The organism is Marivirga lumbricoides, from assembly GCF_014636295.1.
In the GTDB taxonomy this organism is placed as follows: Bacteria; Bacteroidota; Bacteroidia; order Cytophagales; family Cyclobacteriaceae; genus Marivirga; species Marivirga lumbricoides.
In genome coordinates this window covers 32,304-59,011 of record NZ_BMEC01000019.1, presented here as the reverse complement: position 1 = coordinate 59,011, position 26,708 = coordinate 32,304, and the positions used below count along the sequence as shown (strand labels likewise).

Below are 26,708 nucleotides of genomic sequence, written 5' to 3'. Positions count from 1 at the left end.
CAAGTAATTATTTTATAAAGTTACCAATAATCTAGGTACGTTAATAATAACTTGGGGTTAATTCAGCATTATTTAATAGATACAAGCCGTTTAAAAGAACATTCAGTTCAGATCATTGTTGGTTCTTAAAAAAAGACACAATGAAAACACTAAGGCTTATTCTGGGTGATCAATTAAACCAGCAACATTCCTGGTTTCAGGAAAGAAATGATGAGGTTACCTATGTGATGATGGAAATGAGACAGGAAACAGATTATGTAGTTCATCACATTCAGAAAATCACAGCCTTTTTTGCAGCGATGCGTCTATTCAAAACCTATCTGGAAGAAAAAAATCAAAATATCATATACCTTTCAATTAATGACAGCAAGAATGAGCAATCCCTGGAAAAGAACCTGCTTAGCCTTATTGAAAAGCATCAATTTAAAAAATTCGAGTATCTTTTGCCGGATGAGTATCGCCTTGACGAACAACTTAAATCTCTTTGTAAAAAGCTGGAAATAAGAACCGGCTTTAAAGATACCGAGCATTTTTATACGGAAAGAGAGGATGTTGCCGATTTTTTCAAAGGAAAGAAGCAGCTGATAATGGAGAATTTCTATAGGATGATGCGAAAAAAGCATAACATTTTGATGGAAGGCAATGAGCCATTGGGAGGAAAATGGAATTTTGATGAAGAAAACAGAAAGAAGTATAAAGGAGAAGTACCTATTCCGGAAGCTTATAGCTATAAAACTGATGTTTCTGACCTTGTAAAAGAAATCAAACAAAGCGGATGCAAGTATTTTGGCGAAGTGGATCCCGAAAACTTTCATTGGCCTTTAGAGCGTTCCCAGGCTTTGCAGTTTGTACGTTATTTTTGTAAAAAGCTTCTTCCTAACTTTGGTAAATATCAGGATGCGATGCATTCAAAATATAAATTCCTTTTTCATGCCAGAATTTCCTTTGCACTTAATTCAAAAATGATTACACCGGCAGAGGTAGTGGAAAAAGTGTTATACTATTGGAAAGAAGATGAAGGCAAGATAAACATAGCCCAGGTAGAAGGATTTATCAGGCAGATAATTGGATGGAGGGAATTCATGAGGGGGATTTATTGGGCAAAGATGCCTGAATACGCAAGCAAGAACTATTTTGACCATACAAGAAAGTTACCCTCCTACTATTGGTCCGGAGATACTAAAATGAACTGTGTGAAACAAGCAGTAAAACAGACTTTAACTGATGCCTATGCACATCATATCCAACGCTTAATGGTTACCGGGAACTTTGCTCTTTTAAATATGACCGATCCTAATGAGGTGGATGCCTGGTATCTGGGAGTTTACATTGATGCTATAGAGTGGGTGGAAATCACCAATACACGGGGAATGAGTCAGTTTGCTGATGGAGGAATAATAGGCACAAAACCTTATATCTCAAGTGCTAATTATGTTCACAAGATGAGCAATTACTGTAGTAAATGCTTTTATAACCATAAAGCTAAATATGGAGAAAAAGCCTGTCCATTTAATAGTCTGTATTGGAATTTTTATGATGCGCACCGCGAAAAACTAGAGAAAAATCAACGGGTGGTAATGATGTATCGCACATGGGACAAAAAGCCTAAAGAAGAGAAAACAAAAATTCTTACGCAGGCAGCTCAATACCTAAAAGAAATAGACCAGTTATAACTTCTGTTTAAAGGTTTACAGTTGAGTCACAGTCTTCATCACACTCCATGTTAACATTTCTTAACATTGGCAGACTTCTCTTTAATATAGGATTCAACTACACAAAAATATTTAATGTAATGTTTATCAGAATCTTACAGTTAAAAATTACACCATCTCACATATTTATTTATTAATTTAATATTATATTTGTTAATAATTTGTTAACTTATAATTGAATATAGTCGTTTTAATTAACATTAAGATAACATTAGAATTGAAAGCTTTAACAACATACAGTTTCAACAGCAAATGCATTTATTTGATGCTTCTGGTGTGTTTTGCATTCGGTTTTTCTTCTTATGCTATGAATTCCCTCCCTGGCTCAGACAAAAACAATTATGAAAAACTGGCCGTCATTGATATAGAAAGTTTAGAGCAGACTCCTCAATGGAATAAGTTAATCACTAAGCTTGAAAAAAAGAGAGATTCAGATACTGAGTATTTCCTGGATTATTTATTCTATAAAACCCATCAGATCTTATTAAAGAAATATACTAAGCATACCGATTTTGAGTCTATGATCTCATCTGGCAGTTATGATTGTGTTAGTGGAAGCATTGCTTACTCGCTTTTACTTTCCTTCTTCAACATTGAACACTCAATTATTGAAACTGATTATCATGTTTTTATAGTAGCCAGAGCGGAAGGAAGAGATTATATTTTTGAAAGCACTGACCCTATTTCAGGGTTTATCAAGAATGAAGAGGCGGTTATTAAGCACATCGCTCAATTTAAACCAACTCCAACTCCCCCAAGTGTGCAAAACACTATTGAAATTGGAGCGGAAAACTATCAAACTACTGAGGGAAACACTATTTATAAAGAAGTTTCTATTGAACAACTAATAGGACTGCAATACTATAACCAGGGTATTTCCGCTATCAATAATAAAGATTTCAATTTAGCCAAAATGAAAGTTAGTCAGGCTTTAACACTTTACCCTTCTGAAAGAATTAAGTCAGTTCTTGATTTAATTATTGACCTGGAAAAACCTGAAAATTAATAATAACTTTATCTGCAATAACCTTTAAGTAACACACACGGCATTTGAGTTTTGTAGATTTACAGTTCTTAAAATCTACTAGCAGGTGAAAAAGCAATCCATTTTATTATTCATTTTATTACGCTTAAGTTTTAATATCCTTGCGCAGGATCAAACATTCAATATCTCTCCTAAGGAATCACTCGTTATTACTTTTGGTTCTTGCAACAAGCAAAACAAGCCACAGCCGCTTTGGAAGGATGTAGTTAAACATCAACCAGATTTTTTCCTCTTTTTAGGCGACAATATTTACGGTGATACGGAAGATATGAAATTGCTGGAGGAAAAATATGCAGCACAAAAAAGCCAACCAGATTATGTCGCATTACAAAAACAAACCACCATTCTGGGAGTTTGGGATGACCACGACTATGGAAAAAATGATGCAGGGAAAGAGTATCCGAACAAAAAAGAAAGTCAGCAATTGTTATTAGATTTCTTCGATGTACCGGCTGAAAGTTTGAGAAGAGAAAGAGAAGGAGCTTATTCTTCTTACCAGATTAACTGGAATGGCAGGAAGATAAGCATTCTCCTTTTAGATGCCAGGTACCATCGGGATCCACTCCAAAAGATTGATAAAAAGTATACCCCTAATAAAACGGGTTCTATTTTAGGAACTGAACAGTGGAACTGGCTTGAAAAAGAACTAAGTGATACCTCTATAGATTTGTTCATTATTGCTTTAGGAATTCAATTCATTGCTGAAGACCATAATTATGAGAAGTGGGCTAATTTCCCCAATGAAAGGAAAAAACTCTTTGATCTTTTAGCTGCCAGAAAACCTCAAGGTGTCCTTTTGCTTAGTGGCGACAGACATATTGCAGAAATATCCTCGATTGAATGGAAAGACCTGTCCTACCCCCTGGTTGACATTACGTCAAGCGGCCTTACACATACATGGAAAGAGGCCTCGGAGGAATATAATCAACATAGAGAGGGCGATCTGATTGCTAAGCTTAATTATGGCATTTTAACAATTAGCACTAATAAAGACGAGGATTTAACTGTAAATAGTAAAATAAAGGGGCAGAATCAAGAGGTTTATCTCGAAAAAATTATCCAGTTTAATAATTAACAAAATACTAATTGAATTTCCCAATTAATAAAGAGTACTAACAAAGTAAAAATTGAACAAAAACACAAGCCTTAGATTCTCCTGACCTATTTCTAATTTCTAATTTCCAAAGACCGCTTTATCAGGCTTAAAAAGAGGCTGCTAGAGCCGGAACAATTTGATCAATTTATACCAAACGAGCCAAAGAGCTTAATAATAGTTTTATTCATTGCTATAAGTATTATCCTAACAATTAACCCAGGCTACTCCCTTTTGCTCAATAAATCAGTAATTGCTGTAGAAATGGAATCTGAATTTCAAATCAGAATTTGCATTTTAAATAACCAAACCTCCATGTTAGTAATTAAAATTCATTTAAAACACCTGAAAACCTAGAACTTTAGTGAAAAATACGGATTTTAGGCTGTAACGAGGATGCTTGCTTAGACCAAGCTTTTTCAATGCTTAAAAAGAAGTAGTCTATCCCCTGACTTTTGCGAGCTTTTAGCTCATACGAAGTAGCAGGCGCTGGATGGTTCTTGAAGAACAGGTTTAGTACAAGTTAGCTTTCTAAGTTGAAAACTCATTTTTTTTAGAGTCCTGGTTGCAAACGAGGACTAGCGAAATTTTCCTCATGACTTTATTGAAGCCATAGAAAACCGCGGTAGTATTATGAAATGTAGACAATACGTATGAAGTTCCAAACCAAAAGATTGCCAAACATGAATTATTTCAATTGACATTGAAATAATAGCATGTTCGCAATGACGGTTAGCTGGGGTGAGTTAATTTGGATAATCGGGCTTAATTTTTTTAAAAGAAGGACAAGGCAAAAACCGCTCTTTTCTTAAATTTAGCAACAAAATCGTAGACAATAGATATTTCATGTGCGCCACCAGAAGCATCCCCAATATCCGAAATGGTAAAATCATAGCTATAGCCCACTTCAAAGTCCGGAAACACTAAGCCAAACAAGAGAATCAATGGATCCCTATCATAAATATTGGAGTTTTCAGCTTTGCCAAAAGGTACACCAAGGTACCAAACACCCGCGGAAATAGGGTGCAAACGAGGACTAGTGGTGTAGATGAAATTTCATTTCATTGATAAGACCCCTGACAATTTTTTCGCTGAGCTCCAAAAATTTGCAGAATGACGATAATTGTCGGCTTTTGTAATGGTGAAAAACCTATAATGCTTGCTGATTGAGCTTCATTCCAATCAACTAGTTTATCGTAATGTACGAAGCAATCTTAGTAATGAAGTACCACCTAAAATCAAATGGTTATTGCGAACACAGCACAGCAATCCTTTCTATTAAACCTGAGCGAAATTCCCAAATTACTCTCAAAGTCTGTCAGAGTATTCCTGCTTTGGCTGGAAAATCATTTTATCAATCAAGTTTCTAGATAACGAAGAACATACTACTGTAATAATAAAAGCTTTTGAGGGTAAATTGAAACAATCGGAATTCTTTCCGTTAGTAATATTATCTGCATCTAAAAACAATATGACTTTACTGCTAGTTTACCTTTTTATTGCTCTTTTCACTTCTTTTTTGTGCTCTATTCTTGAGTCCGCCATATTATCAGTACCTCTCTCTCATTTGATGGCAAAATCAGAAAAAGGTAGTAAGTCAGCCAGTACCTTAATTGAAATGAAACAAAATATTGACAAACCATTGTCGGCTATTTTATCGCTCAACACCGTGGCACATACGATAGGTGCAGCAGGAGTTGGCGCACAGGCTACAATTGTATTTGGAGAGGCCTATTTTGGTTTAGTTTCAGCAGTTCTCACCCTCTTAATCCTAATATTTACGGAAATCATTCCTAAAACATTAGGTGCCAACTTTAGCAAAGAGCTTGCACCCTTTACAGCAAAAGTGTTAAAAGTGCTGATAATTATCACATATCCACTGGTTTTATTATCAGCGGCTATCACAAAATTAATTCTAAGGAAGGAACCAGAGCTTACTACAAGCCGGGAAGAGATTTCCGCTTTAGCCAACATTGGTACGGAAGAAGGAATTTTTGGAGATAAAGAAAACAAAATCATCCAAAATTTAATCCAACTAAAAAGCACTAAGGTTTCTGATATAATGACACCCAGGGTAGTAATGGTTAGTGCAGATGAAAAAACAAGATTAGAGGAATTCAACGATAACAAAGAATTTCTTCAATTTTCCCGAATTCCTATTTATAAAAAAAACAGAGATAACATCACAGGCTATATTTTTCGTCAGCAAGTATTTGAAAAACTGGCTGACGATCAATTTGACATTGAATTGAAGGAATTAAAGCGAGAAATAGTAGCTTTTGGGGAGTCAACCACTTTGTTTACTGCCTGGGAAAAATTAATAGCAGAAAAAGAACATATAGCGCTTATCGTTGATGAATATGGCGGAGTTGACGGCATTATTACACTTGAGGACATTATAGAAACCTTAATAGGTTTTGAAATAGTTGATGAAAAAGATGAAGTGGTAGACATGCAACAATATGCTTTAGAGAGATGGAAAAAGAGAAGAAAAGGACACATGTATTGAAAGCGCCAATTCCATTTCATAGGCACTGCCAATAAAAAAGGCCAATCCAATTATGGATTAGCCTCTTTAGTATTTATTAAAACTGGATCTTACTCCATTTTATTAGCCATTCTCTTTCTCTCATTCTCATCAAGATAGATTTTACGCATCCTGATGCTCTTAGGAGTTAACTCTAAGTACTCATCTTTCTGAATATATTCTAAAGCTTCCTCCAGAGAGAATTTCTTCGGTGGCGCCAGCTTAGTATTATCATCTGAGCCTGAAGCACGCATGTTAGTTAATTTCTTTCCCTTCACTACATTTACCACCAAGTCATTATCTCTTGAATGCTCTCCAATTACCTGACCAACATACAATTCATCTCCCGGAGAGATAAAGAACACACCTCTATCAGTTAATTTATCCATAGAATAAGCAGTAGCAGAACCACCTTCCATAGAAATCATAGAGCCGTTAATCCTTCCCTGGATAGCACCTTTGTAAGGCTCATACCCTTTAAATCTATGGGTCATAATACCTTCTCCTGCTGTTGCAGTCAAGATGTTATTTCTTAATCCAATTAATCCTCTTGCAGGAATGTCAAATTCAAGATGTTGAACGTCTCCTTTAGGCTCCATTACTAAAAGCTCACCTTTTCTCATGGTAACAAGCTCAATAGCTTTACCCGCTACATCCTCCGGCACATCTATTACTAAATGCTCAATAGGCTCATGTCTTGTGCCATCAATTTCCTTGAAAAGCACCTGAGGCTGACCTACCTGAATTTCGTAGCCCTCTCTTCTCATGGTTTCAATTAGTACCGACAAGTGAAGAATTCCACGTCCGTATACTAAGAATTTATCCTCTGAACCGGCAGGTTCTACACGTAAAGCAAGGTTCTTCTCGGTCTCCTTCATCAATCTGTCTCTCAAGTGACGAGAAGTAACAAACTTACCTTCTTTACCGAAGAATGGTGAGTTGTTAATTGTGAAAAGCATGCTCATAGTAGGCTCATCAATTGAAATTCTTGGCAGTGGCTCAGGGTTCTCGAAATCTGTAATAGTATCACCTATATCGAAGCCTTCAATTCCCACTACTGCGCAAATTTCACCCGAGTGTACTTCCTCTACTTTTTTCTTGGCTAAACCTTCAAAAATCTGAAGTTCTTTTATTCTCGATTTCTTAACTGAGCCATCCTTTTTACAAAGACCTACAGTCATTCCTTCCTTCAATGTTCCCTGATATAATCTACCAATCGCAATTCGGCCCACAAAAGCAGAATAATCAAGAGAAACAATTTGTAATCTTGGCACACCTTCATTAGTAGGTGCAGCCGGAATAGTTTTAATTATCTCATCTAAAAGAGGAAATATATTGTCGTTTGGAGTTTTCCAGTCATGGTTCATCCAGCCATTTTTACTGGAACCATACATGGTAACAAAATCCAATTGCTCCTCAGTAGCGTCAAGGTTAAACATCAAATCAAAAACCTGCTCTTGTACCTCATCAGGTCTACAGTTTTCTTTGTCTACTTTGTTAACTACTACTATTGGTTTCAGACCCAAATCAAGCGCCTTTCCTAAAACAAATCTTGTCTGAGGCATAGGGCCTTCAAAAGCATCTACCAAAAGAAGAACACCATCAGCCATTTTAAGCACTCGCTCTACTTCTCCACCAAAATCGGAGTGACCCGGAGTATCTATAATATTAATTTTAACGTCTTTATAGGTAACCGAAACGTTCTTACTTAAAATAGTAATTCCTCGTTCACGTTCAAGATCGTTGTTATCTAGAATTAATTCGTCTGTTTCCTGACCTACTCGAAAAACCTGACAAGCATGGATAATCTTGTCTACTAATGTTGTTTTTCCGTGGTCAACGTGGGCAATAATGGCCACATTTCTAATTTCTGTCATTGACTTGGTGTAAAATAAAATATTTGATAATCAATTAGTTGTGATTTCAAATGAATCCTTCAACCAATCAAGTTGCAAAGGTAACAAAATAATTTTTCGCTTTTTTACTTTCTCGCCAAATTAATTAGCAGGCATGAAAGATTTATTTCAATATAATTAAAAAAACTAACGGAGTTAAATTTGAAATCTAATCTGCATAAAGAGAACGATTTAAGGCACCACATAATTCCACCTCTAAAAGAAAACACCTTACTTTACAACTTCTTCATCTTCCACTTTTTCAGTTTTCTTTTCTCTTTTACGGGTTTCCTCCATCAGGTATTCCTTTATTTTCGATCTTATTTCCTGATTAGAAAGGTTATGGTAAATCGTACCATTTCTGGCCACTGAGATTTGGCCGGTTTCCTCAGAAACTATCAGAATAATAGTATCTGTAGCTTCAGACATACCTATTGCTGCCCGATGCCGTAACCCAAATTGGGCAGGTACATCTTTTTCAGTAACAGGCAAAACACATCGGGCTGCAATAATTCTACCTTTGTGAATAATAACAGCACCATCATGTAGTGGGCTGGTTTTATTAAATATAGCAATCAACAATCGCTTGGAAACCAAGGCATCTATCCTGTCGCCTGACTCAGCGTAAAAACGCAATTCAGACCCCTTAGATAATACTACCAGTGCCCCGATATTGGTTCCTCCCAAAGATTTAGCCGCCTCTATTAAAGCCGTGATGTCCACGTCTCCGGCTATCTGCTTCTTTTTCCAGGGCAAATTTGAAAGAAAGCCATTCTCCCGGGTAAATGAGGTGGTTTTACCTAGTAAAAGCAAAAATTTCCTAATTTCTTGCTGAAACAGAATGATTGCTGCGATAACTCCTACTCCCATAAATTGCCCCAGAATAGCTGAGAGTAATTCCATCTCGGCTGCACGTACCACCAGGTATATAAGGTATAGGGACAGAAAGCCTATGAATATCCTAACTGCTACACTCCCACGCATAAGATTATACACCTGAAATAGCAGAAAGCTTACTAAAGCTATGTCCAGTATATCAACTAAGCTTACCTCTAAAAACCCTATGTTAAAAGCAACTATCAATTTTGTAGTGTATTAAATAATTTAACTGTTTCAACCGCTTCTTTTACATCATGTACTCTCAAAATATCGGCTCCATTCATCAGCGCGGTCATATTCAGTGCAGTTGTACCATTCAACGCCTCGGCAGAATCTACCCCTAAAGTTTTATAAACCATCGACTTACGAGACAACCCAATTAAAAGTGGACATTCCAGACTGTCAAAATAGGCTAAATTTTTAAGGATTTCATAATTCTGGGGAATGCTTTTTGCAAATCCGAAGCCAGGATCAATAACTATATCATTTACAGCCAATCTTCTTAGCTTCACGAGTTTTTCAGAAAGTTCCTGGATAATATCTTTTATCAAATGGTTGTAATTATTCAACTTTTGCATGGTAGCAGGGGTTCCTCTCATATGCATCAGGATATATGGAACCTTCAGTTGGCTTACCACTGAAAACATCTGATCATCCAAATTACCTCCGGAAACATCGTTAATAATATTAGCACCCGCCTCCACAGCATGTTTAGCTACCTGGCTTCTGAAAGTATCAATAGACAAAACAGCTTCAGGAAAACGAAGACTTATTTCATTAATAACAGGCAGAACCCTGTCCAATTCTTCTTCAAGGCTCACCTCTCGGGCCCCAGGCTTTGTTGAATAACCGCCTATATCAATAAAATGAGCACCATCAACCAGCATTTTCTCCACATTAGTGAGGGCTTCACTCATAAATTTGTTCTTACCACCGTCATAGAAGGAATCAGGAGTAACATTGATGATTCCCATTACCCTTGGCTGGGCTAAATCCATTAAGGTTCCTCTTATAAGAAGTGTTTTTTTATTAGAAAATGCTGTATCTTTCGCTTCCAAAAATTTTTTCTCTAACCGATTAAAGTTTAATTCTGTTGAGTACTCAAACTGAAAGCGAATATAAGCAAGTTATTGCGCTGTGTAAAGATGTTTTCGAAAAGAAAACAAAAGATTATGGAACTGCCTGGCGAATTCTCAGGCTGCCTTCTATTACTGATCAGCTTTTTATCAAAGCGCAACGTATAAGGTCGGTACAGGAAAAAGGTGTGCAGAAAATTGAAGAAGATATTCGAAATGAGTTTATAGGTATAGTAAATTATGCCATAATGGCTATCATTCAGGAAGGATTAAGCAAAGACACTCCTCTTGAAATTCCTTACGAAGAGTTGGAGCCATTGTATGATAAAGCAGTTGACGAAACTCTTTCTTTGCTTCTGGATAAAAATCATGATTATGGGGAAGCCTGGAGGGATATGCGCATTAGTTCAATTACTGATATTATTCTGATGAAACTATACAGGGTAAAACAAATTGAAGACAACCAGGGCAAAACCCTGATATCTGAGCCGGTAAAGGCAAACTATCAGGACATGATCAATTACGCAGTTTTTTGTTTAATTAAAATTGAAAATAAATCATAATGAAGATTTTAACAGCTATTGTACGGTATTTAGTAGGAGGATTATTTATTTTCAGCGGATTGGTTAAAGTTAATGATCCGGTGGGAACGGCTATAAAACTTGGTGAATACTTTGGCGTTTTTGCAGCTGATATAGCTTCTTTTTTCTCTGTATTTGAACCTCACGCATTAGCTATTGGCATCTTTTTAAATGTATTGGAAGTAGTTTTAGGGATTGCAATCATTATAAAATGGCGCGTAAAGTTCACCATTAATGTATTAAGCATACTCATAATATTCTTTACTTTTTTAACCTTTTACTCAGCCTACTTTAACAAGGTTACCGATTGCGGATGCTTTGGCGATGCCATTAAACTTACTCCGTGGGAGTCTTTCACCAAAGACATAATCCTGGTTGTACTGATAGGGTTTCTTTTCATTAATCGGAATAAAATCAAAGAAAGTACTTTCGGTGCCAGGCACATTATTATAATTTGTACTACAGCCATCAGTTTATTATTATGTATTTATGCTGTTCAGCATTTACCATTTCTGGATTTCAGAGCCTATAAGGTAGGGGTAAATGTGCAGGAAGCTATGAAACCCAAAGAAAGCCCGCAATTTCAATACACTTTTGAAAAAGAGGGTGAAGAAATAAAATCCCTCAAATACCTATCTGAAAAAGAGGGGTATAAATTAGTGGGTCATGAAATCACCAACCCTGAGGCTTCCACTCCTAAAATTACTGATTTCGCCATATGGAATGAGTCAGGTGACAAAACCAGTGAAGTACTTACCGGAAAGAAACTGTGGATTGTATCGTACAGCATTGAAGAAGCTGATACAGAAGGTTTAATCGACATTAATAATCTTGTATCGCGTATGCCTGCCGATGTTGAGCCAATACTAATTACTTCCTCATCGGCAGAAGATGTTTTAAAAATAAAGGCAGCAAGAGGTCTTCAATTCGATTTTTACTACGGTGATGCTACTGTTTTAAAAACAATTATCAGATCTAACCCAGGCATTATATTGGTAGAAGACGGAACTATTCTAGACAAATGGCATTATAATGATGTGCCCGATCCTGCTGATTTATCTGAACTTTTGAACTGATGCGTTACTTTTTGCTAGGTTTACCAGGCTCCGGAAAAAGCTATTGGGGAAAGCTTTGGGCAGAAAAAAATGACATCTTGTTCATTGATCTGGATCACTACCTGGAAAAAAAGGAAGGTAAAACAATTGCAGAAATATTTTCTTCAGAGGGCGAATCACGTTTCAGAGCTTTGGAAGCAGCTTATCTGCTTGAAGCAATTAAAGAATCACCTGATGCTATAATTGCTTGCGGGGGTGGCACACCTTGTTTCAATAACAATATGGATTTAATGAATGGGAAAGGAACCACCGTTTTTCTGAACCTTTCCATACACCATATTTCCGAGAGACTGATAGTCAGCAATGAAATTGATAAACGCCCTCTATTTAAAGGATATTCTACTTCAACACAAATTCGCACAAAACTATCAGAGTTACTAAACGACCGCCTTCCCTACTATTCAAAGGCTAAAATAGAGGTAACAGATGTAAATGAAGCTTCTTTTCCTCACTTTTAAAACATTGTCATTAGTTTCTTGCTACCTTCAGATTGAGAATTTCTATGGACCGGAATTCAAAAAATAAAAAAACTCTCCTCATTTTGTAACAAACTGATCAACTCTGTATCCAATCACTACAAATTAAAAAGGATACAGTTATGAAAACTTTAAAAACCATTATCTTATTATTTATTCTCTCAATTTCTACTGCTTTTGCACAAAGCAAAGCTTTTAAAGTGGAAGTGTTCGGAAAAGGTACCCCTCTCATATTAATACCCGGCTATAGTTGCAGTGGTAATGTCTGGAAAGAAACTGTGGAGCAACTAAAAGCAGATTATGAATGCCATGTACTTACATTAGCAGGTTATGCGGGAGTTGCCCCTATAGAATCCCCGATTCTGGAAACGGTAAAAAACGAAATTATTCAGTACGCGAAAACTCAAAAACTCAAAAAACCAGCACTCATTGGACATAGCCTGGGAGCATTTCTTAGTTTATGGGTGAGTAGTGAATCTCCTGAGCTATTTGGGAAAATAATTGCTGTAGATGGAGTACCATTTATTTCTGCTATGTATAATCCTGAAATAACTGCTGATTCAATGAAAAACACACCTCAAATGAAGCCGGAGGTGGTAGTTCAAAATTTCATGAGTTTACCGGAAGAAGGTTTTATAAAAAACACAGCCAATGCCATGATGTATCAGGTTTCGGATTCTACCAGGGCAAGGCAAATTGCAGAGTGGCAATATAACAGTGAAAGGAGAACTTTAGGGCTTACTTTAGTGGAAATTTCAACAACCGATTTACGCAACTCACTGCCAGGCATTTCACAGGAAGTGCTAATATTAGGAAGTATTTATGGCTCAAAAGACCAAAGTAAAAAAATACTCTACGAGCAATATAAAAAGCTACCATCCAAAACCATTAAAATTGCAGATAGCAAACATTTTATTATGTATGATCAGCCGGAATGGTTTTACAATGAGGTAAAAAAATTTCTGGACTGATAGTTCAAAAGATAAGATGGATAAGAAAAAGAAGTTCACAGAAATCTATAATAAGTATAGCTCCGGCCTGCGTAAGCTGTGTTATGGTTATTGTGGAGACACTGACCTGGCGGATGATTTATTGCAGGATACTTTCCTATCAGTGTGGAAAAATCTGGAAAAATTTAGAGGAGAAGCAAAATTAAGTACCTGGATTTACCGAATAGCCGTAAACACCTGCCTCTCTAATATAAGAAAGCAGAAGCTAAAAATGGTAAAATCAAACAATGAATTGTTAAATGCTATTCCTGAAACCAAAACCGACACAGAAAGCCACATCAAAACGCTTTACAAAAGCATTAGTCTGCTAAAAGAAGCTGATAGATTCATAATTATGCTATTCCTGGAAGAAAAGTCTTACCAGGAAATAGCTGAAATAACAGGCTTTAAAGAAAGCAATGTAAGAGTAAAAATTCACCGCATTAAAAAAGAACTTACCGAAATTTATAAAAGTAATGAACAGTTTTGACGATATAAAAAACCTTTGGAATAAGGGTGAGGGTACTCAACAATCACTTTCTCCTGATTTGAGTTCCTCATCAAAAGACGCCAGGTATAAGATGCAAAGTAAGTACAAATGGGGTACCATTAGTCTTGCTTTAACAGGATGTTTTATAATAGCACTCGCTATCTTCCCTGACCTAAACTTACAAAAATGGTATACTTATGGAGCAATGGGATTAATTTCATTAATTTGCTTTGCACAGGCTATCTTCCTCTACCAAAACTACCTTAAAATACAAAGAATTTCAGACCTCTCTTTACCGGCTGATCATCTCAAACAATGGGAAGCATATTATGCGTTAAGAAAGAAACAGAACAAATGGAACGGCCCTGTCTATTTTCTTGCTCTTAACTTAGCTATGGCTATTTATTTTATAGAGATATTTTCAGGAAGGCCTATTCTTAATGTAATGATCATGCTGAGCATCTACTTCGGCTGGATGGCCTTTGCTTATTTTTATATAGGCAAAAGAGTAATGAAAAAGGAGAAAGAAAGGTTAAATCAAATCATTAATGAGTTAAAAGAATTAAATATTCAATTTAAATCAGAACAATAAAAAAAGCCCATACTCAACTAAATTTAAGTATGGGCTATAATATTTTCAGTAACTTACTTTTAAAAAGTTTTGCCTAATGTTAATCTAAAGGCGGAAATTTTTGACTCTGAAGAAACAGAAGCCGCACCTGCATAAGGTGTGATAGCAGGATTATTAAAACTATTTAAACTATAAGTTAAATCTGCAGAAAAACCATTTTTAAAAATCCCGACTCCTCCACTTACTGTACTTCTATTCTGCTCAAATGTGTTTTCACTGTAAGGGTTGCCGAATAAAGCATACCCTGCACGGACTCTGAAAATATCCAGTCTACCTTCTACTCCTAATCTGTAATTCAAAGCACTCGCTAAATTATTACTTACATCAGGTTCACCATTTGCAAAGGCACCATCATTACTGTTAAATCTTGCACTGGCGTAGTCAACCCATTCTACATCGGCTGTAACAAATCCGTACTTACTCAAAAATACAGTTGCACCTCCACTTACTTTCTGAGGAATAACAAAGCTATAGCTTGGGACTTCATTGACGATTTCAGCACTTGCATCTTGTTCGTTGAAATAAATTGCATCTAATTGGATTTCTTGTATTTCATCCATTCCTATAAAGGTAGGTGAAGTATAAGAGACCCCAATATTCACCATTTGAATAGGCTTATAAATTGCACCAACAGTTACACCAACTCCAGCTCCGGAAATTTCTTTTCTATCGGTAAGTTCAAGGTAGTTCAAGATATCATTACTAGGCGTTTCTCTAAAAGTTCTGGTTTCTGTATAATTGATAAAATTAATATTTAAACCCGCTCCCAAATAGAGTTTATCATTATAATTAGCTCCATAGGAAAGGTCTAAAGTAGTTACCCCACCAGTTCTTAAGATTCTTTCAGTTTGTTGAACATCACCTATTTGATCAAAGTCGTACCTATCCACCTCATAACCCTCACCAGCTGGAAAAATAGTTAGCAAGCCAGTTAAACTTGCCAAATCAGAATAGGGGTTAGATAAAAAATCCGGCTCTATTGCTGCCTCAGAAGGATAATTTATATAACTACCATCGGGATTAATGAAAGGCTGCAAAGTATAATCTACAAAATCATAAGGTATGTTATTTTCACCACCTATTAAACTACCTCGGTAATCTATAGTATTGTAAAAAGAAGTCTTTTGGTTATACGCGATACCAAATGTCCCTGAAATCCATTTGGAGCCTGAATATTCTTCAAACCTCTTATGAAAAACCATACCTCCATTTGGCACCTGTAAATTTGCGCCAAAGTCGTTATTCTCTACACCGCCATAATTTGCATTAAATTCTCCAAACCTTAGCACAGGAGAGATACTCCATGCGGATTTGTTGTAAAAGCCTAAACCTGCAGGATTTCCGGAAATACTGGAAATATCTCCTCCCAATGATGTATTAGCTCCCCCCAAACCAATAAATCTGGCGGTACCCGAAGTGGTAGATTGGCTAAATCTAACGGCATCATCTACAAATGTACTATATCCTTGCTGAGCAGAAACTGAAAAAGTAATGGCACAAAGGCCTACTGCAAAAATGAATTTTACCATTTTCATATTATTCAATTTTTATAAAAAAGATTAAAAAAGGCGTTTTAGAATTTAAAACGCCTTAAAGAGTTTTTATATTTTAATTACCTCTCGATCTGGAACCCCCACTACTTCTTGAAGAAGAACCAGAAGAGCGACTGCTACTGCTCGAAGAAGACCTTCCTACACTTGAACTACTTCTTGACGAACTGCTGCTTGATCTTCCATAGCTTGAACTGCTTCTTGAGCTAGAGCCTGAAGATCTACCGTAAGAAGAGCCTGAACTTCTTGATGAATTCCCGTAATTTGAGCTTCTTGATGAGTTTCCATAACTAGAGTTTCTGGAATTTCCAAAGCTTGAACTTCTGGTGGTTGTATTACCTGAAGACCTTGAATATGTCCCTCTGCTATTAGTAGTTCTGGAACTATTATAATACTGAGATGCATTTCTGCTTGTATTTGCTGAAGATCGTCCTAAAGCACTTCTGTCTGAAGTTCTGCTTGATCTGGCACTATTTACAGCCGATCTGCTATTATAATCACTTGATCTGGCTGAAGAGTAACCTGCAGTTCTTGAACTTCTGTTATTATTATAAACAGCAGTTCGTGCAGCATAATCAGTTCTGCTTTGTCTGCTATTAGAAGCTATTGCTGAGTTAGCTCTTGTTCTGGTAGTAGCAGTCCTACTATTTACTGAACCTCTACTTGCTATAGCTGACCTTGATCTTTCGGCACCTGTATTTCTACTTGTGCTATATACTTGCCTGTTGGCATCTCTACTTGTTCTGCTGGCTACTGCTGATCTGGACCTGGAAATTCTAGGACTGTTGCTATATGATCTATTTCTTCTATTATTATAATTATCACTTACATAATAGTTATTGTAGTATAAGCCGTCATAAAACCCATTTCTATATCCTCTATTGTAACCCCAGGCATAGCTATTACCCCATCCCCAGCCTCTTCCAAAGCCACCATAGCCCCAATATGGATCGTAAAACGGATCATAAAATCCACCGAAGCCTCTTCCAAAACCTACTGACCAATAACTTCCTCCCCAGGAATTAAATCCAAAGCCAACGTTTAAACCAGGCCTGAAACCATATCCTCTGAAATAAGGGTCATACATATAAGAGTTCATTAAGAAAGGATCATACATGTAAGGATTGTAAAACCCTCCCATCATCATATTAGGAGCCATTCCATAATAATTATAGATTTGAGTCTGGCCTAAGTTACCTCCTCTTCCGTTGCCACCTGCTCGGGCAGCATCTTCGTCATAATACCAACCTTCTTGTTGATATAGGCTATCAGGAGTTTTATTAAGTTCCTGGTTTGTTTCTTTCTGATCTTTTCTGAAAGAATCGAAGGATTCTTTTGAGTTATCAAATTGATTATAAGCGTAGCCAGAATTACGCATTTCCTGCGCTTTTTTCTCCTCTTCAGCTTGTAATTTTGCATTCAGCACTTCTCTGTCTGCTGCTGTAAAGTAAAGGTCATCGCTCTCTGGCTGTTGCTCAGATTGAGCATTTCCTAAGTGAGGAGCTAGTCCTACGCTAAATAATATTAAGATAAAGCTTAAGGTTTTCATGGCTACTTAATTTTTAGTTTCTAATTTTACAACGATTTTTCGGATAAATTGATTTCATTTAATTTTTATTTATTCTGTCCGAAGAATCTGCAAATAAAGATACAAATATCATACCAAAAACACTATAATGAGCAAAGGTTTACCGAAAAGAAGTGAAGATTACGCCCAGTGGTACAACGAATTAGTTAAAAGAGCTGATTTAGCAGAAAACTCAGCAGTAAGAGGCTGTATGATTATTAAACCTTACGGTTATTCCATCTGGGAGAAAATGCAAAGGCAACTGGATGATATGTTCAAGGAAACAGGCCATCAGAATGCTTACTTTCCACTATTTATTCCCAAATCATACTTAAGTAAAGAGGCTGACCATGTTGAAGGCTTTGCCAAAGAATGCGCTGTAGTTACCCATTACAGACTTAAAAATGATGAGAATGGTAAAGGAGTTGTGGTTGATCCTGATGCTAAGCTGGAAGAAGAGTTAATAGTTAGACCTACTTCGGAAACTATTATATGGAACACTTATAAAAACTGGATTCAGTCTTACCGTGACTTACCGCTGCTTGTAAACCAATGGGCCAATGTAGTGAGGTGGGAGATGAGAACCAGGCTATTCCTTCGTACTGCAGAGTTTCTATGGCAGGAAGGACATACTGCTCATGCAGAGAAGCAGGAAGCCATAGATGAAACTGTTCAAATGATTAATGTTTACTCGCAGTTCGCGGAAGAGTACATGGCACTTCCTGTAATTATGGGACTAAAATCAGAGAGTGAAAGATTTGCGGGCGCGCTGGAAACCTACTGTATTGAGGGCCTAATGCAGGATGGAAAAGCACTTCAGGCTGGTACTTCTCACTTCCTTGGACAGAACTTTGCCAAAGCTTTTGATGTAAAGTTTGCAGCAAAAGATGGAAAGCTAGATCACGTTTGGGGAACATCCTGGGGAGTGAGCACGCGCTTAATAGGTGCATTAATTATGGCGCATTCTGATGATGAAGGCTTAGTGCTTCCTCCTAAACTAGCACCAATACAGGTGGTAATCGTCCCTATTTATAAATCAGACGAAGAGAGGCAAAATATTGCTGAAGTAGCAGAAAAATTGAAAAAATCATTAAAGAAAAAGCATATCACAGTCAATTTTGACAATAGAGACACCCATAAGCCAGGTTTTAAATTTGCTGAGTGGGAACTTAAAGGGGTGCCTTTAAGGATTGCTATTGGTCCAAGAGATTTGGAAAATGGAACAGTAGAGCTCGCCAGAAGAGACACTAAGGAAAAGCAAACTGTGAATATTGAAGGAATCGAAAATGTGATTGAAGAGACCCTTGAGGCGATTCAATCAAACATCTACAATAAAGCCAAACAGTTCAGAATTGATAATACACATGAAGTAGATTCATATGAAGAATTTAAAAACATTCTTGAAAGTAAAGGTGGATTTATCTCCGCTCACTGGGACGGAACGACCGAAACTGAAGAAAAAATAAAAGAAGAAACTAAAGCTACTATCAGATGTATTCCTTTAGATGCAAAGGAAGAATCAGGTAAGTGCATCTATACTGGCAAGCCTTCAAATAAAAGGGTATTATTTGCAAAAGCTTATTGATTTTTTCTTATTTTTAGATTTAATTTTTCAATATGATAGGAATTATCTTGCTGATTTTTGTGGGTTTGATACTCATCATTGCCGAAATCATATTTGTACCCGGAACTACTTTAGTCGGAATATTAGGTCTTATCCTTATGATATGCGGGATATTCATGATATTTAATGACTATGGCAATACAGCCGGTTATTGGTCTGTTGCAGGAACGGGCATTGTAACTATTTTAGCTATTGTCTATAGCTTCAAATCAAAATCATGGGAGAGATTTTCTTTAAAATCAATCAGCAGCAGTAAAGTAAACGATCAGGATATCTATACTTTTCAGGTAGGCGAAATAGGAAAAGCTGTATCAGATTTGAAGCCTATAGGAAAAGCTGAGATTTTTGGCAAGATTTACGAAGTAAGAAGTAAAGGGGACTGGATTGGCTCCGGAGAACCTATTCAAATAGTTAAAATTGATAATAAACGAATATTTGTAGAACCAATTAAATAATATGGACGCATCGATAATTTTTATAGTAATAGCAGGTATCATACTGTTATTTGTATTTCTCTATTTTGTACCCATTAACCTCTGGATAACTGCTATCTTCTCCGGTGTGAAGGTAGGTTTATTTGAGCTTGTTTTCATGCGAATCAGAAAGGTTCCTCCACGAATTATTGTGGAATCAATGATTACAGCTACAAAAGCAGGATTGGAAGTAACCACTAATGAGCTGGAAACCCACTACCTGGCGGGAGGAAATGTACCTACAGTTATAAAGGCACTTATTTCTGCTGACAAAGCCAACATTACCTTAGGTTTCAAACAAGCTACTGCTATTGATTTGGCGGGTAGAGATGTATTTGAAGCTGTTCAAATCTCTGTAAACCCTAAAGTTATCACAACACCAAAAGTTGCTGCCGTAGCAGCCGATGGAATTCAATTAATCGCTATAGCAAGGGTTACAGTGCGTGCAAACATACAGCAATTAGTAGGTGGTGCTGGAGAAGACACTATTTTGGCCAGAGTTGGAGAAGGTATTGTTACCTCCATTGGTTCTGCAGCTTCGCATAAAAATGTACTGGAAAATCCGGACAAGATTTCAAAACTAGTGTTACAACGTGGCTTGGATGCTGGTACAGCTTTTGAAATTCTATCCATCGATATTGCTGACGTAGATGTTGGAGCAAACATTGGCGCCAAACTACAGACGGATCAGGCTTCTGCCGATTTAAAAGTTGCAGAAGCTAAAGCAGAAGAAAGAAGAGCAATGGCCGTTGCTGAAGAGCAGGAAATGAAAGCAAAAGCTCAGGAAGCTAAAGCCAAAGTAATAGAAGCAGAGGCTCAGGTTCCTCAAGCTATTGCTGAATCATTCAGGAATGGGAATCTGGGGATTATGGATTATTACAGAATGAAGAATATTCAGGCTGATACTGATATGAGAGAGTCTATTTCAGGTGCTGACAAAGGAGGAAGCTCCAGAAAGAAACCTGATACCGGTAAAAAGAAAGAAGATTGATAAAAATCTCCATTATTTTAAATTTACGAAGCCTGATCTCAAAATCAGGCTTTTTTTTGTCTTATATTTTGATCAATAAATGTTTAGATAGTGGGTTTAGTATTTTTTCAATCTCTCGCTGTTTTACCTTAACCAATTGTTATATTTTACCATGTTCAATTGAAATTCGAAAACTTGTAAATCAATATCCTGTCCATTTCTAACTGACATATTCTGTTTTCAATAGTATCAAATGATCCTTCTATTCCCCCCCCTTGAGTTCAATTTATACCTGTTTTAATAATCAAATCGAGTCATAGAATAGCTATATCTCTGAGATGCCTTAACCTAACCAGGGAGAGCTGGTTGAATTATATGGAAGAAAAAAGCTACATCCAATGAATGCGTTGCATAAAAAGAAAGGAAAATCCTGCTTTCAAAACGATGAAGGAAATAGTTCTAAAAAAGTTATAAATTGTACCTGAGATTTTTTTAGCCAAACGTAAACCCTCTTTAAATTTAGCGACATTATTTTGTTTTATTGTCTGCAAAAGCTCTGCCTACTATGAGATTATTAGTATTCAATTAGATTTTCATTTACTCATTTGATAAATCCAGGGGTTGCCAATGATAATACCTTTTGAATCCATTCTGCTTAAGTTATTGATTTCTTTTTGTGCCTCCAGGAAATCTACATGACTATTTGTATATATAAAGAAGTAGTTCACTCCAGAAATACGCTGACTTTGAACAACAGAGGTCTCTAAATTTAGCTCACGCAGCAGAATTTTCTGGAATAGTTTAGCATATTTCAAAGTTTTGAAAGCCCCTACTATGGCATAATACTTTCTTTCTTCTCCTTCACTCTCACCGGTTTCCTGTTCTCCAACTTTTACCTTTTCAATTATCTTTTCAATTTCTTCCAAGTCTTCCTGTCTGACCTTTTTAAGCTCATCAATTTCTTCTTTTTGATTTTGAATTGTCTCCTTATTCTGTTCAACCTCTTTCTTCAGTACTTCGTTACTTTGTTGAAGCTGATCAATTAATTCATATTGCTCTTGCACCGCTTTTTTATAGTCACTAGCAGTATTTTCATCTTTACCTACTGTTGTTCCCTGTAATGATGAAGAGGATTTTCCAAAACGGATTCCCACCATAACTTCATGTGTGCTTCCGCCTACCCCTGCCAGGGAATTTATTGGCATTTCATAAGAATAACCAACAGTATATCTCTCTTCAAAATCAGTTCCCAGTGAAACAGCTGCGGCTGTATTGTTTCGATAACTCAGTGCTAACCAACTATTTTCCCTATATTTAAAGATAGCATTAACATCCACTTGTGAAGGTAGACCTTGAGCTGACTTCATCAACAAGTACGGGTCTATAGTTACTGTATTACTTAGGCGAAAGCTATAAGCTGCTGTTATCATATAGTGACGGATCAAGTTATAAGCAAGAAATTTCTCATCTGCAGTATTTTCAAATTGCACGGTATTTTCAAATAATTGCTGAGCTGCCAGACCTATTTTAAGTTCCTTAAATTGATAATGAATGCCCAGGTTTCCGTCAACATAAGCTCCCCTTTCGGAGTTAAGTAATAAGCTTTCCTCAAAAGGATCTTCTGCTCTTATTCGATCAAAATAAATACGGCTATCAGTCAAACCTGCTGCCAGTCCAAATGAAAGTTGGTGTTTTTTCGCTAATGGCACTGAGTATCTGTAAGCAAGAAGAGCACCTGTTTTGCCCAAAATATTTACCACATCATTATATACATATACCCCTACCCCCATCCTTTGATTTTTAATCGGACTCGTAAAAGTTAGAGCCTGGGTGGTGGGTGCTCCTGCAATGTCCGCCCACTGTTTACGATAGAGAATCATTAACTCCGGTGATGGTTGAAAACCCGCTGTTGACGGATTAAGAAGAAAGGGGTTTCTAAAATACTGGTTAAACCCTGGAGCTTGTTGTGCCCACAGCTGTTGTATGCTACCTAAAAACAATATTATTATTAATCTTTTCATTGAACCGGCTTCTATTACTGATTTCGTAAAATTGTTAATGCTCCCTTATACTGCTTATTAGAGTCTTCAAAGGTTATTAAGTAATAATAAGTGCCATCTGGAAGGATATCAGTTCCTCTGAAGCCATTCCAGTCATTTTTATATGCTTTTTTTGAATAGACTTCTTCACCCCATCGGTCGAAAACATAAACATTGCACTCACCAAAATTTTCAATATTCTTAATAATCCAGGTATCGTTTACACCATTTCCATCCGGTGTAAGCACATTAGAAACGTATACTCTGTAATCATTTTCAACAAAAACCGTTACCTCATCGGAACTATTACAGCCATTTTCATCTGTTACTGTTACCGTATAAGTTGTCGTTTCAAGAGGAGAAGCTATTGGGTTTGATATGTTTGAGTTACTTAAACCAGTAATAGGTTCCCATCTATAGTCTACACCTCCTTTTGCAGATAGCTGCACATTGAACCCTTTACTAATTGCGGTATCCGTACCTGCATCTGCTAACGGAGCACCAAATACTTCCACATAGCGGGTAAGAGAATCTTCACATCCTAATTCTGTGCTAACAATTAGCTTAACCGAATAAATACCCGGCCCCGCATACTTATGAGAAGGGGCTGTTAACTCTGAGGTAGAACCATCCCCAAAATTCCATGAATAAGTTAAGGCTCCTGAACCATATGAAGACGAGTTATTCACTTCTACCGGATCACCGAAGCAAACATCTTCCAGAGAAAAGTTAGCAACCGGAAATTCATTGACAGTTACTGTTTTTAAAATATATGCCTGACAGCCCTTATCGGAAGTCGCTGTTAATTTTACTGTATATGCACCTTTATTGAGGTACTGTTTTATAGGGTTTCGTTCAATGGAGCTTGTACCATCACCAAAATCCCAAAGGTAGCTCGAAATACTCCCGGACGCTATAGTACTGTTATTGATAAAGGAAGTGGGGCTTCCATCACAAACTGCCTGTGCCGCAAAAGTTACCACTGGCAAAGGGCTAACTGTCACTACTGCCGGTTCAGAATATTTAAGCTCACAAACTCCACTTTGAACTACTGCTCTGAATTGGGTTGTTTCTGTTAAGTTATTGTAGGATAAGGACTCAGTTGTTTCATTGATTGTATTGATACTTACCCAATTGTCAGCTGACGATTGCCATTCTAACACTTTCCCGATCTGGCCGGATAAAAGAATGATACCCGAATTTTCTTCGCTACAGGTAGTTGTTGAGCCTATTGCTTTTCCACCATTGGTAGTTGGGCTCACTTCAATAATTACTGTGTTAGATACTTTTTCTTCACAGGCTCCATTTTGAACAACAGCTCTGAAATGGGTAGTTGCCACTAAGTTCGTATAGCTTAATGCTGTGCTTGTATTATTGATTGTACCCCATGGCTCTGCCCCGGAATTAGAAAACTCCCAACGCCTAACCTCTCCTGTATTCCCTGAAAGTAAAATAGAGCCTGTATTACTGCCTGCACATACTGTTGCATCACCTGTGATTGTACCAGCTACAGTAGGTGCACTTATGTTTACTTCCGTAGTGGCTTGAACAGAGGAGCAACCTGATGGAATGCTTACTACCACCTCGTAAGTACCAGCCATAGCTGTACTTACATTTATAATTTCCGGGTTCTGCAAACCTGAGGTAAAGCCATTCGGACCTGTCCATGCATATTGAACTCCTGCAACTGCAGAAGCCGTTAGCTGAAGCGTTTGCCCGGTACAAAGCGGCCCGTTATTACCTGCCGTAGCAGAGGTAACAGACGCAACTTCTACTCCAATAGAAGTAGAGGGCTCAATTTCAGCAAACTTTCGTACACGCACCCAGTCAAGCTGAACACTTCCATTTACATCCATATTTCCTATGGCAATTGCTGTAGCAGATGGTAAGGCATAGGTAGCATCTGCCCTTGTTAAAGGGTGGGAAGAAGCTCCCGGCCAATCAATAAACTGACTAGCGGTTTGAGGCCAAGCGAACAGCCAGACTCCCTGAGTTTGTAAAGCTGAAACAGCATTGGGGGACGGACTTTCATTTGCCGCGACAAAACAGGCCGGATCGCTTGAAAAAAGCTTCATTCGCATAGTTGTTGCAGGACTAGCATTATAGAAAAGGCCGTATCCGTTATAACTAGCGGGACTTAGTAACCCTATAAAAGCACCACCTGAACCACTTACTGAATTGACATACATTTCGCTCACCACGGGTTGCGTGAAAGTAGCATGAGATACCATAGTGGCTTTCTCTGTAGCTAACGTGGTTGAAGAAAGAGTCAGGTAGTTATTTGCCACAGAGAAATCACCTTCATTACAGGTGACCCACTTATTTGTATTTACTACAACATCCTGAAAATCATCAAAAAATTCAAATGTATTTTCTCCGCTACTGATATTCTGGGCAGCTGGCCTGCCATAAAAAGCGTAAATGGTTTCCACTGCATTAGCAGGAATAGAAGCTACTTTAACCCATATTCTTGTTTGAGGAGTATTGAAGGTAGGCTTTTCAATCCAGTGTGGAAGCACACTACCACCGGCAGACAAAATTCGAAGGTCGCTCCCATCGTAATTTAATTTACCTGCTGCAATTAACTCCTGCGTGTTTAGCTCAAAAGAAACCTGGAAATTGCTTAAGGCAACAGCCGAGGTCGAATTATCAACATTTATAGGTACTCTGTAGGTCCATCCCTGCAAACACGGTTGAGCAATGGCTGAGAAACTAATCATCAGGAAGCTCAAAAGAGTTAGGCAAAGAGAGCAGAGTTTTTTACTGTTCTTCATTTTAATTGAATACTTTTATAATAGATGTAAAATTCGTTTTGTATATATTTTTTCTCTTGTGGCAACCTGAATAAAATAAATACCTTCCGGGTACCCCTCAAGGTCTATCTCTAATTTCTGAGAAGACTTTACGCCTAAGAGATACCTGCTTAAAAGGTTGGTTCCACTCTGACTGAAAACAGCAATTGATTTTATTGAAGAGTTTTCCAAACCTTTTATCTCATATCTTGTCTTTTGTCCTCTGAGAGGAACAACTGATAAACTGCCTGCAAAGCTACCTTTGTTTATACTTAGCACCAGGCTACTTGTGTCTATCACTCCCTGTCTTTCATTTAGTAAGACTGAGCGCATCACGGTAGCCTGACCTTTCGTGAAAAAGTTTAAGCAATCATCTTCAGCAAGATTCATAAAATTTTGAACCATGTCCTGACTACCGCAGGAAAACTTGCTTTCGCTGCAATCATAGATTGCATCTGCCTGAATGGGGGTATCTTCAATTCCATCGTCATCATCACATCCTCCTCTAGTTCCCCAGATATGTTGCAAGCCTAAATAATGACCTACTTCATGTGTTAAAGTTCGGCCACCCTCGTAAGGAATTTTAGCTGAGCCTAAAGTCCCTATATTTTCATAATGAATGACAACACCATCTTCTTCTTTAGCTGTGCCGGGTGGTGTGGCATATCCTAAAACACCTGGCGCCAGGTTACAAATCCATATATTGAGATATTTTTCAGTATTCCATGCATCCTTTCCACCAAGTTCAGTAAAGTGAATATCGTTGTTTCCGAAAGGGCCATGTGTAGTTTGTGTGCGGGTAATTCCATTGGAAGGTATCCCGAGCTCATCTTGTTGCGCTAAAACAAATTGGAGTTTACAATTGGCAGCTAAAGGCTTGAAAATTTCAGGAATATTAACTGAATCAGAATTGGTCTTTTGATAATCGTGATTGAGCACTCTCAACTGAGAGAAGATTTGTTCATCAGAAATATTTTGGACACCATCCTGATAAACTACATGAAAAACCACCCTTACCTGAAGGATTTCCAAATCCTCAATCTCCGTCATCTGTCGCTTTTGCTGATGTTCTGTTGTTATATTTGGTGCATCAAAGGAGCACCTTCTTTCCTGTGCATTTAATTGAAAAATAAATGCACAGCAAAGCACAAAAAGAATATACAACCTATCAATTTTCTTCATTA

22 protein-coding genes are annotated in these 26,708 nt (G+C 37.3%); 13 read left to right on the top strand and 9 right to left on the bottom strand.

All coding sequences use genetic code 11. The annotated features are described in order from the left end of the window. The first annotated feature begins 140 nt into the window (after positions 1-140). From IEV85_RS22715 to IEV85_RS22705, 3 genes are all read left to right on the top strand, one after another. Positions 141-1,673 (top strand): cryptochrome/photolyase family protein, encoded by a 1,533-nt coding sequence (locus tag IEV85_RS22715; RefSeq protein WP_188467570.1) that lies wholly within the window; start codon positions 141-143, stop codon positions 1,671-1,673. 346 nt (positions 1,674-2,019) lie between these two features. Then, complete coding sequence (locus IEV85_RS22710) at positions 2,020-2,718, top strand: hypothetical protein (RefSeq protein WP_188467569.1); 699 nt, start codon at positions 2,020-2,022, stop codon at positions 2,716-2,718. Between the two features lie 85 nt (positions 2,719-2,803). Continuing rightward, positions 2,804-3,832 (top strand): alkaline phosphatase D family protein, encoded by a 1,029-nt coding sequence (locus IEV85_RS22705; protein ID WP_229712702.1) that lies wholly within the window; start codon positions 2,804-2,806, stop codon positions 3,830-3,832. 792 nt (positions 3,833-4,624) lie between these two features. Here IEV85_RS22705 and IEV85_RS22700 read toward each other — a convergent pair. Continuing rightward, positions 4,625-4,879, bottom strand: a complete 255-nt coding sequence (locus tag IEV85_RS22700) for a type IX secretion system membrane protein PorP/SprF (protein WP_188467568.1) — start codon at positions 4,877-4,879, stop codon at positions 4,625-4,627. A 442-nt stretch (positions 4,880-5,321) separates the two neighbouring features. Between IEV85_RS22700 and IEV85_RS22695 the strand changes: the two genes are divergently transcribed. Further along, positions 5,322-6,359 carry a CNNM domain-containing protein gene (locus IEV85_RS22695; RefSeq protein ID WP_188467567.1) on the top strand — a complete coding sequence of 346 codons (1,038 nt, stop codon included), beginning with the start codon at positions 5,322-5,324 and terminating at the stop codon, positions 6,357-6,359. An 89-nt stretch (positions 6,360-6,448) separates the two neighbouring features. Here the strand turns inward: IEV85_RS22695 and typA are convergent, their stop codons facing one another. From typA to folP, 3 genes are all read right to left on the bottom strand, one after another. Continuing rightward, the gene (gene typA, locus IEV85_RS22690; RefSeq protein WP_188467566.1) at positions 6,449-8,254 is read right to left on the bottom strand and encodes a translational GTPase TypA; all 1,806 of its coding nucleotides are present in this window, start codon (positions 8,252-8,254) and stop codon (positions 6,449-6,451) included. Between the two features lie 249 nt (positions 8,255-8,503). Further along, positions 8,504-9,355 (bottom strand): diadenylate cyclase CdaA, encoded by an 852-nt coding sequence (gene cdaA, locus IEV85_RS22685; RefSeq protein ID WP_188467565.1) that lies wholly within the window; start codon positions 9,353-9,355, stop codon positions 8,504-8,506. Next, the gene (gene folP, locus IEV85_RS22680) at positions 9,352-10,209 is read right to left on the bottom strand and encodes a dihydropteroate synthase (RefSeq protein WP_229712701.1); all 858 of its coding nucleotides are present in this window, start codon (positions 10,207-10,209) and stop codon (positions 9,352-9,354) included. Before folP ends, cdaA begins: the two co-directional genes overlap by 4 nt. A gap of 35 nt (positions 10,210-10,244) precedes the next feature. On the opposite strand from folP, the gene IEV85_RS22675 reads away from it, so the two are divergent. The 6 genes from IEV85_RS22675 to IEV85_RS22650 all read left to right on the top strand — a co-directional run bounded on the left by IEV85_RS22675 (position 10,245) and on the right by IEV85_RS22650 (position 14,470). Further along, entirely contained in the window at positions 10,245-10,790 is a 546-nt protein-coding gene (locus IEV85_RS22675; protein WP_188467564.1) for a DUF1599 domain-containing protein, read from the top strand. Next, the gene (locus IEV85_RS22670; RefSeq protein WP_188467563.1) at positions 10,790-11,884 is read left to right on the top strand and encodes a BT_3928 family protein; all 1,095 of its coding nucleotides are present in this window, start codon (positions 10,790-10,792) and stop codon (positions 11,882-11,884) included. The genes IEV85_RS22675 and IEV85_RS22670 overlap by 1 nt, the downstream gene beginning before the upstream one ends. After that, positions 11,884-12,381: a shikimate kinase gene (locus tag IEV85_RS22665; protein ID WP_188467562.1), complete on the top strand. Its 498-nt coding sequence runs from the start codon at positions 11,884-11,886 to the stop codon at positions 12,379-12,381. Before IEV85_RS22670 ends, IEV85_RS22665 begins: the two co-directional genes overlap by 1 nt. 140 nt (positions 12,382-12,521) lie before the next feature. Next, a complete protein-coding gene (locus tag IEV85_RS22660; protein ID WP_188467561.1) occupies positions 12,522-13,370 on the top strand; it encodes an alpha/beta fold hydrolase in 849 nt (282 codons plus the stop codon). Positions 13,371-13,386: 16 nt separating this feature from the next. Beyond that, positions 13,387-13,878: an RNA polymerase sigma factor gene (locus tag IEV85_RS22655; protein ID WP_188467560.1), complete on the top strand. Its 492-nt coding sequence runs from the start codon at positions 13,387-13,389 to the stop codon at positions 13,876-13,878. Next, the gene (locus IEV85_RS22650; protein WP_188467559.1) at positions 13,865-14,470 is read left to right on the top strand and encodes a hypothetical protein; all 606 of its coding nucleotides are present in this window, start codon (positions 13,865-13,867) and stop codon (positions 14,468-14,470) included. Before IEV85_RS22655 ends, IEV85_RS22650 begins: the two co-directional genes overlap by 14 nt. Positions 14,471-14,529: 59 nt before the next feature. On the opposite strand, the gene IEV85_RS22645 is transcribed toward IEV85_RS22650, so the two are convergent. Then, positions 14,530-16,044: a hypothetical protein gene (locus IEV85_RS22645; protein WP_188467558.1), complete on the bottom strand. Its 1,515-nt coding sequence runs from the start codon at positions 16,042-16,044 to the stop codon at positions 14,530-14,532. 73 nt (positions 16,045-16,117) lie between these two features. Then, positions 16,118-17,608: a pilus assembly protein gene (locus tag IEV85_RS22640; protein WP_188467557.1), complete on the bottom strand. Its 1,491-nt coding sequence runs from the start codon at positions 17,606-17,608 to the stop codon at positions 16,118-16,120. Between the two features lie 127 nt (positions 17,609-17,735). On the opposite strand from IEV85_RS22640, the gene proS reads away from it, so the two are divergent. From proS to floA, 3 genes are read left to right on the top strand one after another with little or no spacing between them, the layout of a single operon-like run. After that, complete coding sequence (proS, locus tag IEV85_RS22635; RefSeq protein WP_188467556.1) at positions 17,736-19,211, top strand: proline--tRNA ligase; 1,476 nt, start codon at positions 17,736-17,738, stop codon at positions 19,209-19,211. A 32-nt stretch (positions 19,212-19,243) separates the two neighbouring features. Beyond that, entirely contained in the window at positions 19,244-19,705 is a 462-nt protein-coding gene (locus IEV85_RS22630; RefSeq protein WP_188467555.1) for an NfeD family protein, read from the top strand. 1 nt (position 19,706) lies between these two features. Then, a complete protein-coding gene (gene floA / locus IEV85_RS22625) occupies positions 19,707-20,714 on the top strand; it encodes a flotillin-like protein FloA (protein WP_188467554.1) in 1,008 nt (335 codons plus the stop codon). 572 nt (positions 20,715-21,286) lie between these two features. Here floA and IEV85_RS22620 read toward each other — a convergent pair. Genes IEV85_RS22620 through IEV85_RS22610 form a run of 3 tightly spaced genes read right to left on the bottom strand, consistent with a single transcriptional unit; the run spans position 21,287 to position 26,706 of the window. Then, positions 21,287-22,714 (bottom strand): PorP/SprF family type IX secretion system membrane protein, encoded by a 1,428-nt coding sequence (locus tag IEV85_RS22620; RefSeq protein ID WP_188467553.1) that lies wholly within the window; start codon positions 22,712-22,714, stop codon positions 21,287-21,289. Positions 22,715-22,728: 14 nt separating this feature from the next. Continuing rightward, the gene (locus IEV85_RS22615; RefSeq protein WP_188467552.1) at positions 22,729-25,506 is read right to left on the bottom strand and encodes a DUF2341 domain-containing protein; all 2,778 of its coding nucleotides are present in this window, start codon (positions 25,504-25,506) and stop codon (positions 22,729-22,731) included. Between the two features lie 15 nt (positions 25,507-25,521). Next, positions 25,522-26,706 carry a M43 family zinc metalloprotease gene (locus tag IEV85_RS22610; RefSeq protein WP_188467551.1) on the bottom strand — a complete coding sequence of 395 codons (1,185 nt, stop codon included), beginning with the start codon at positions 26,704-26,706 and terminating at the stop codon, positions 25,522-25,524. Positions 26,707-26,708: the final 2 nt, after the last annotated feature.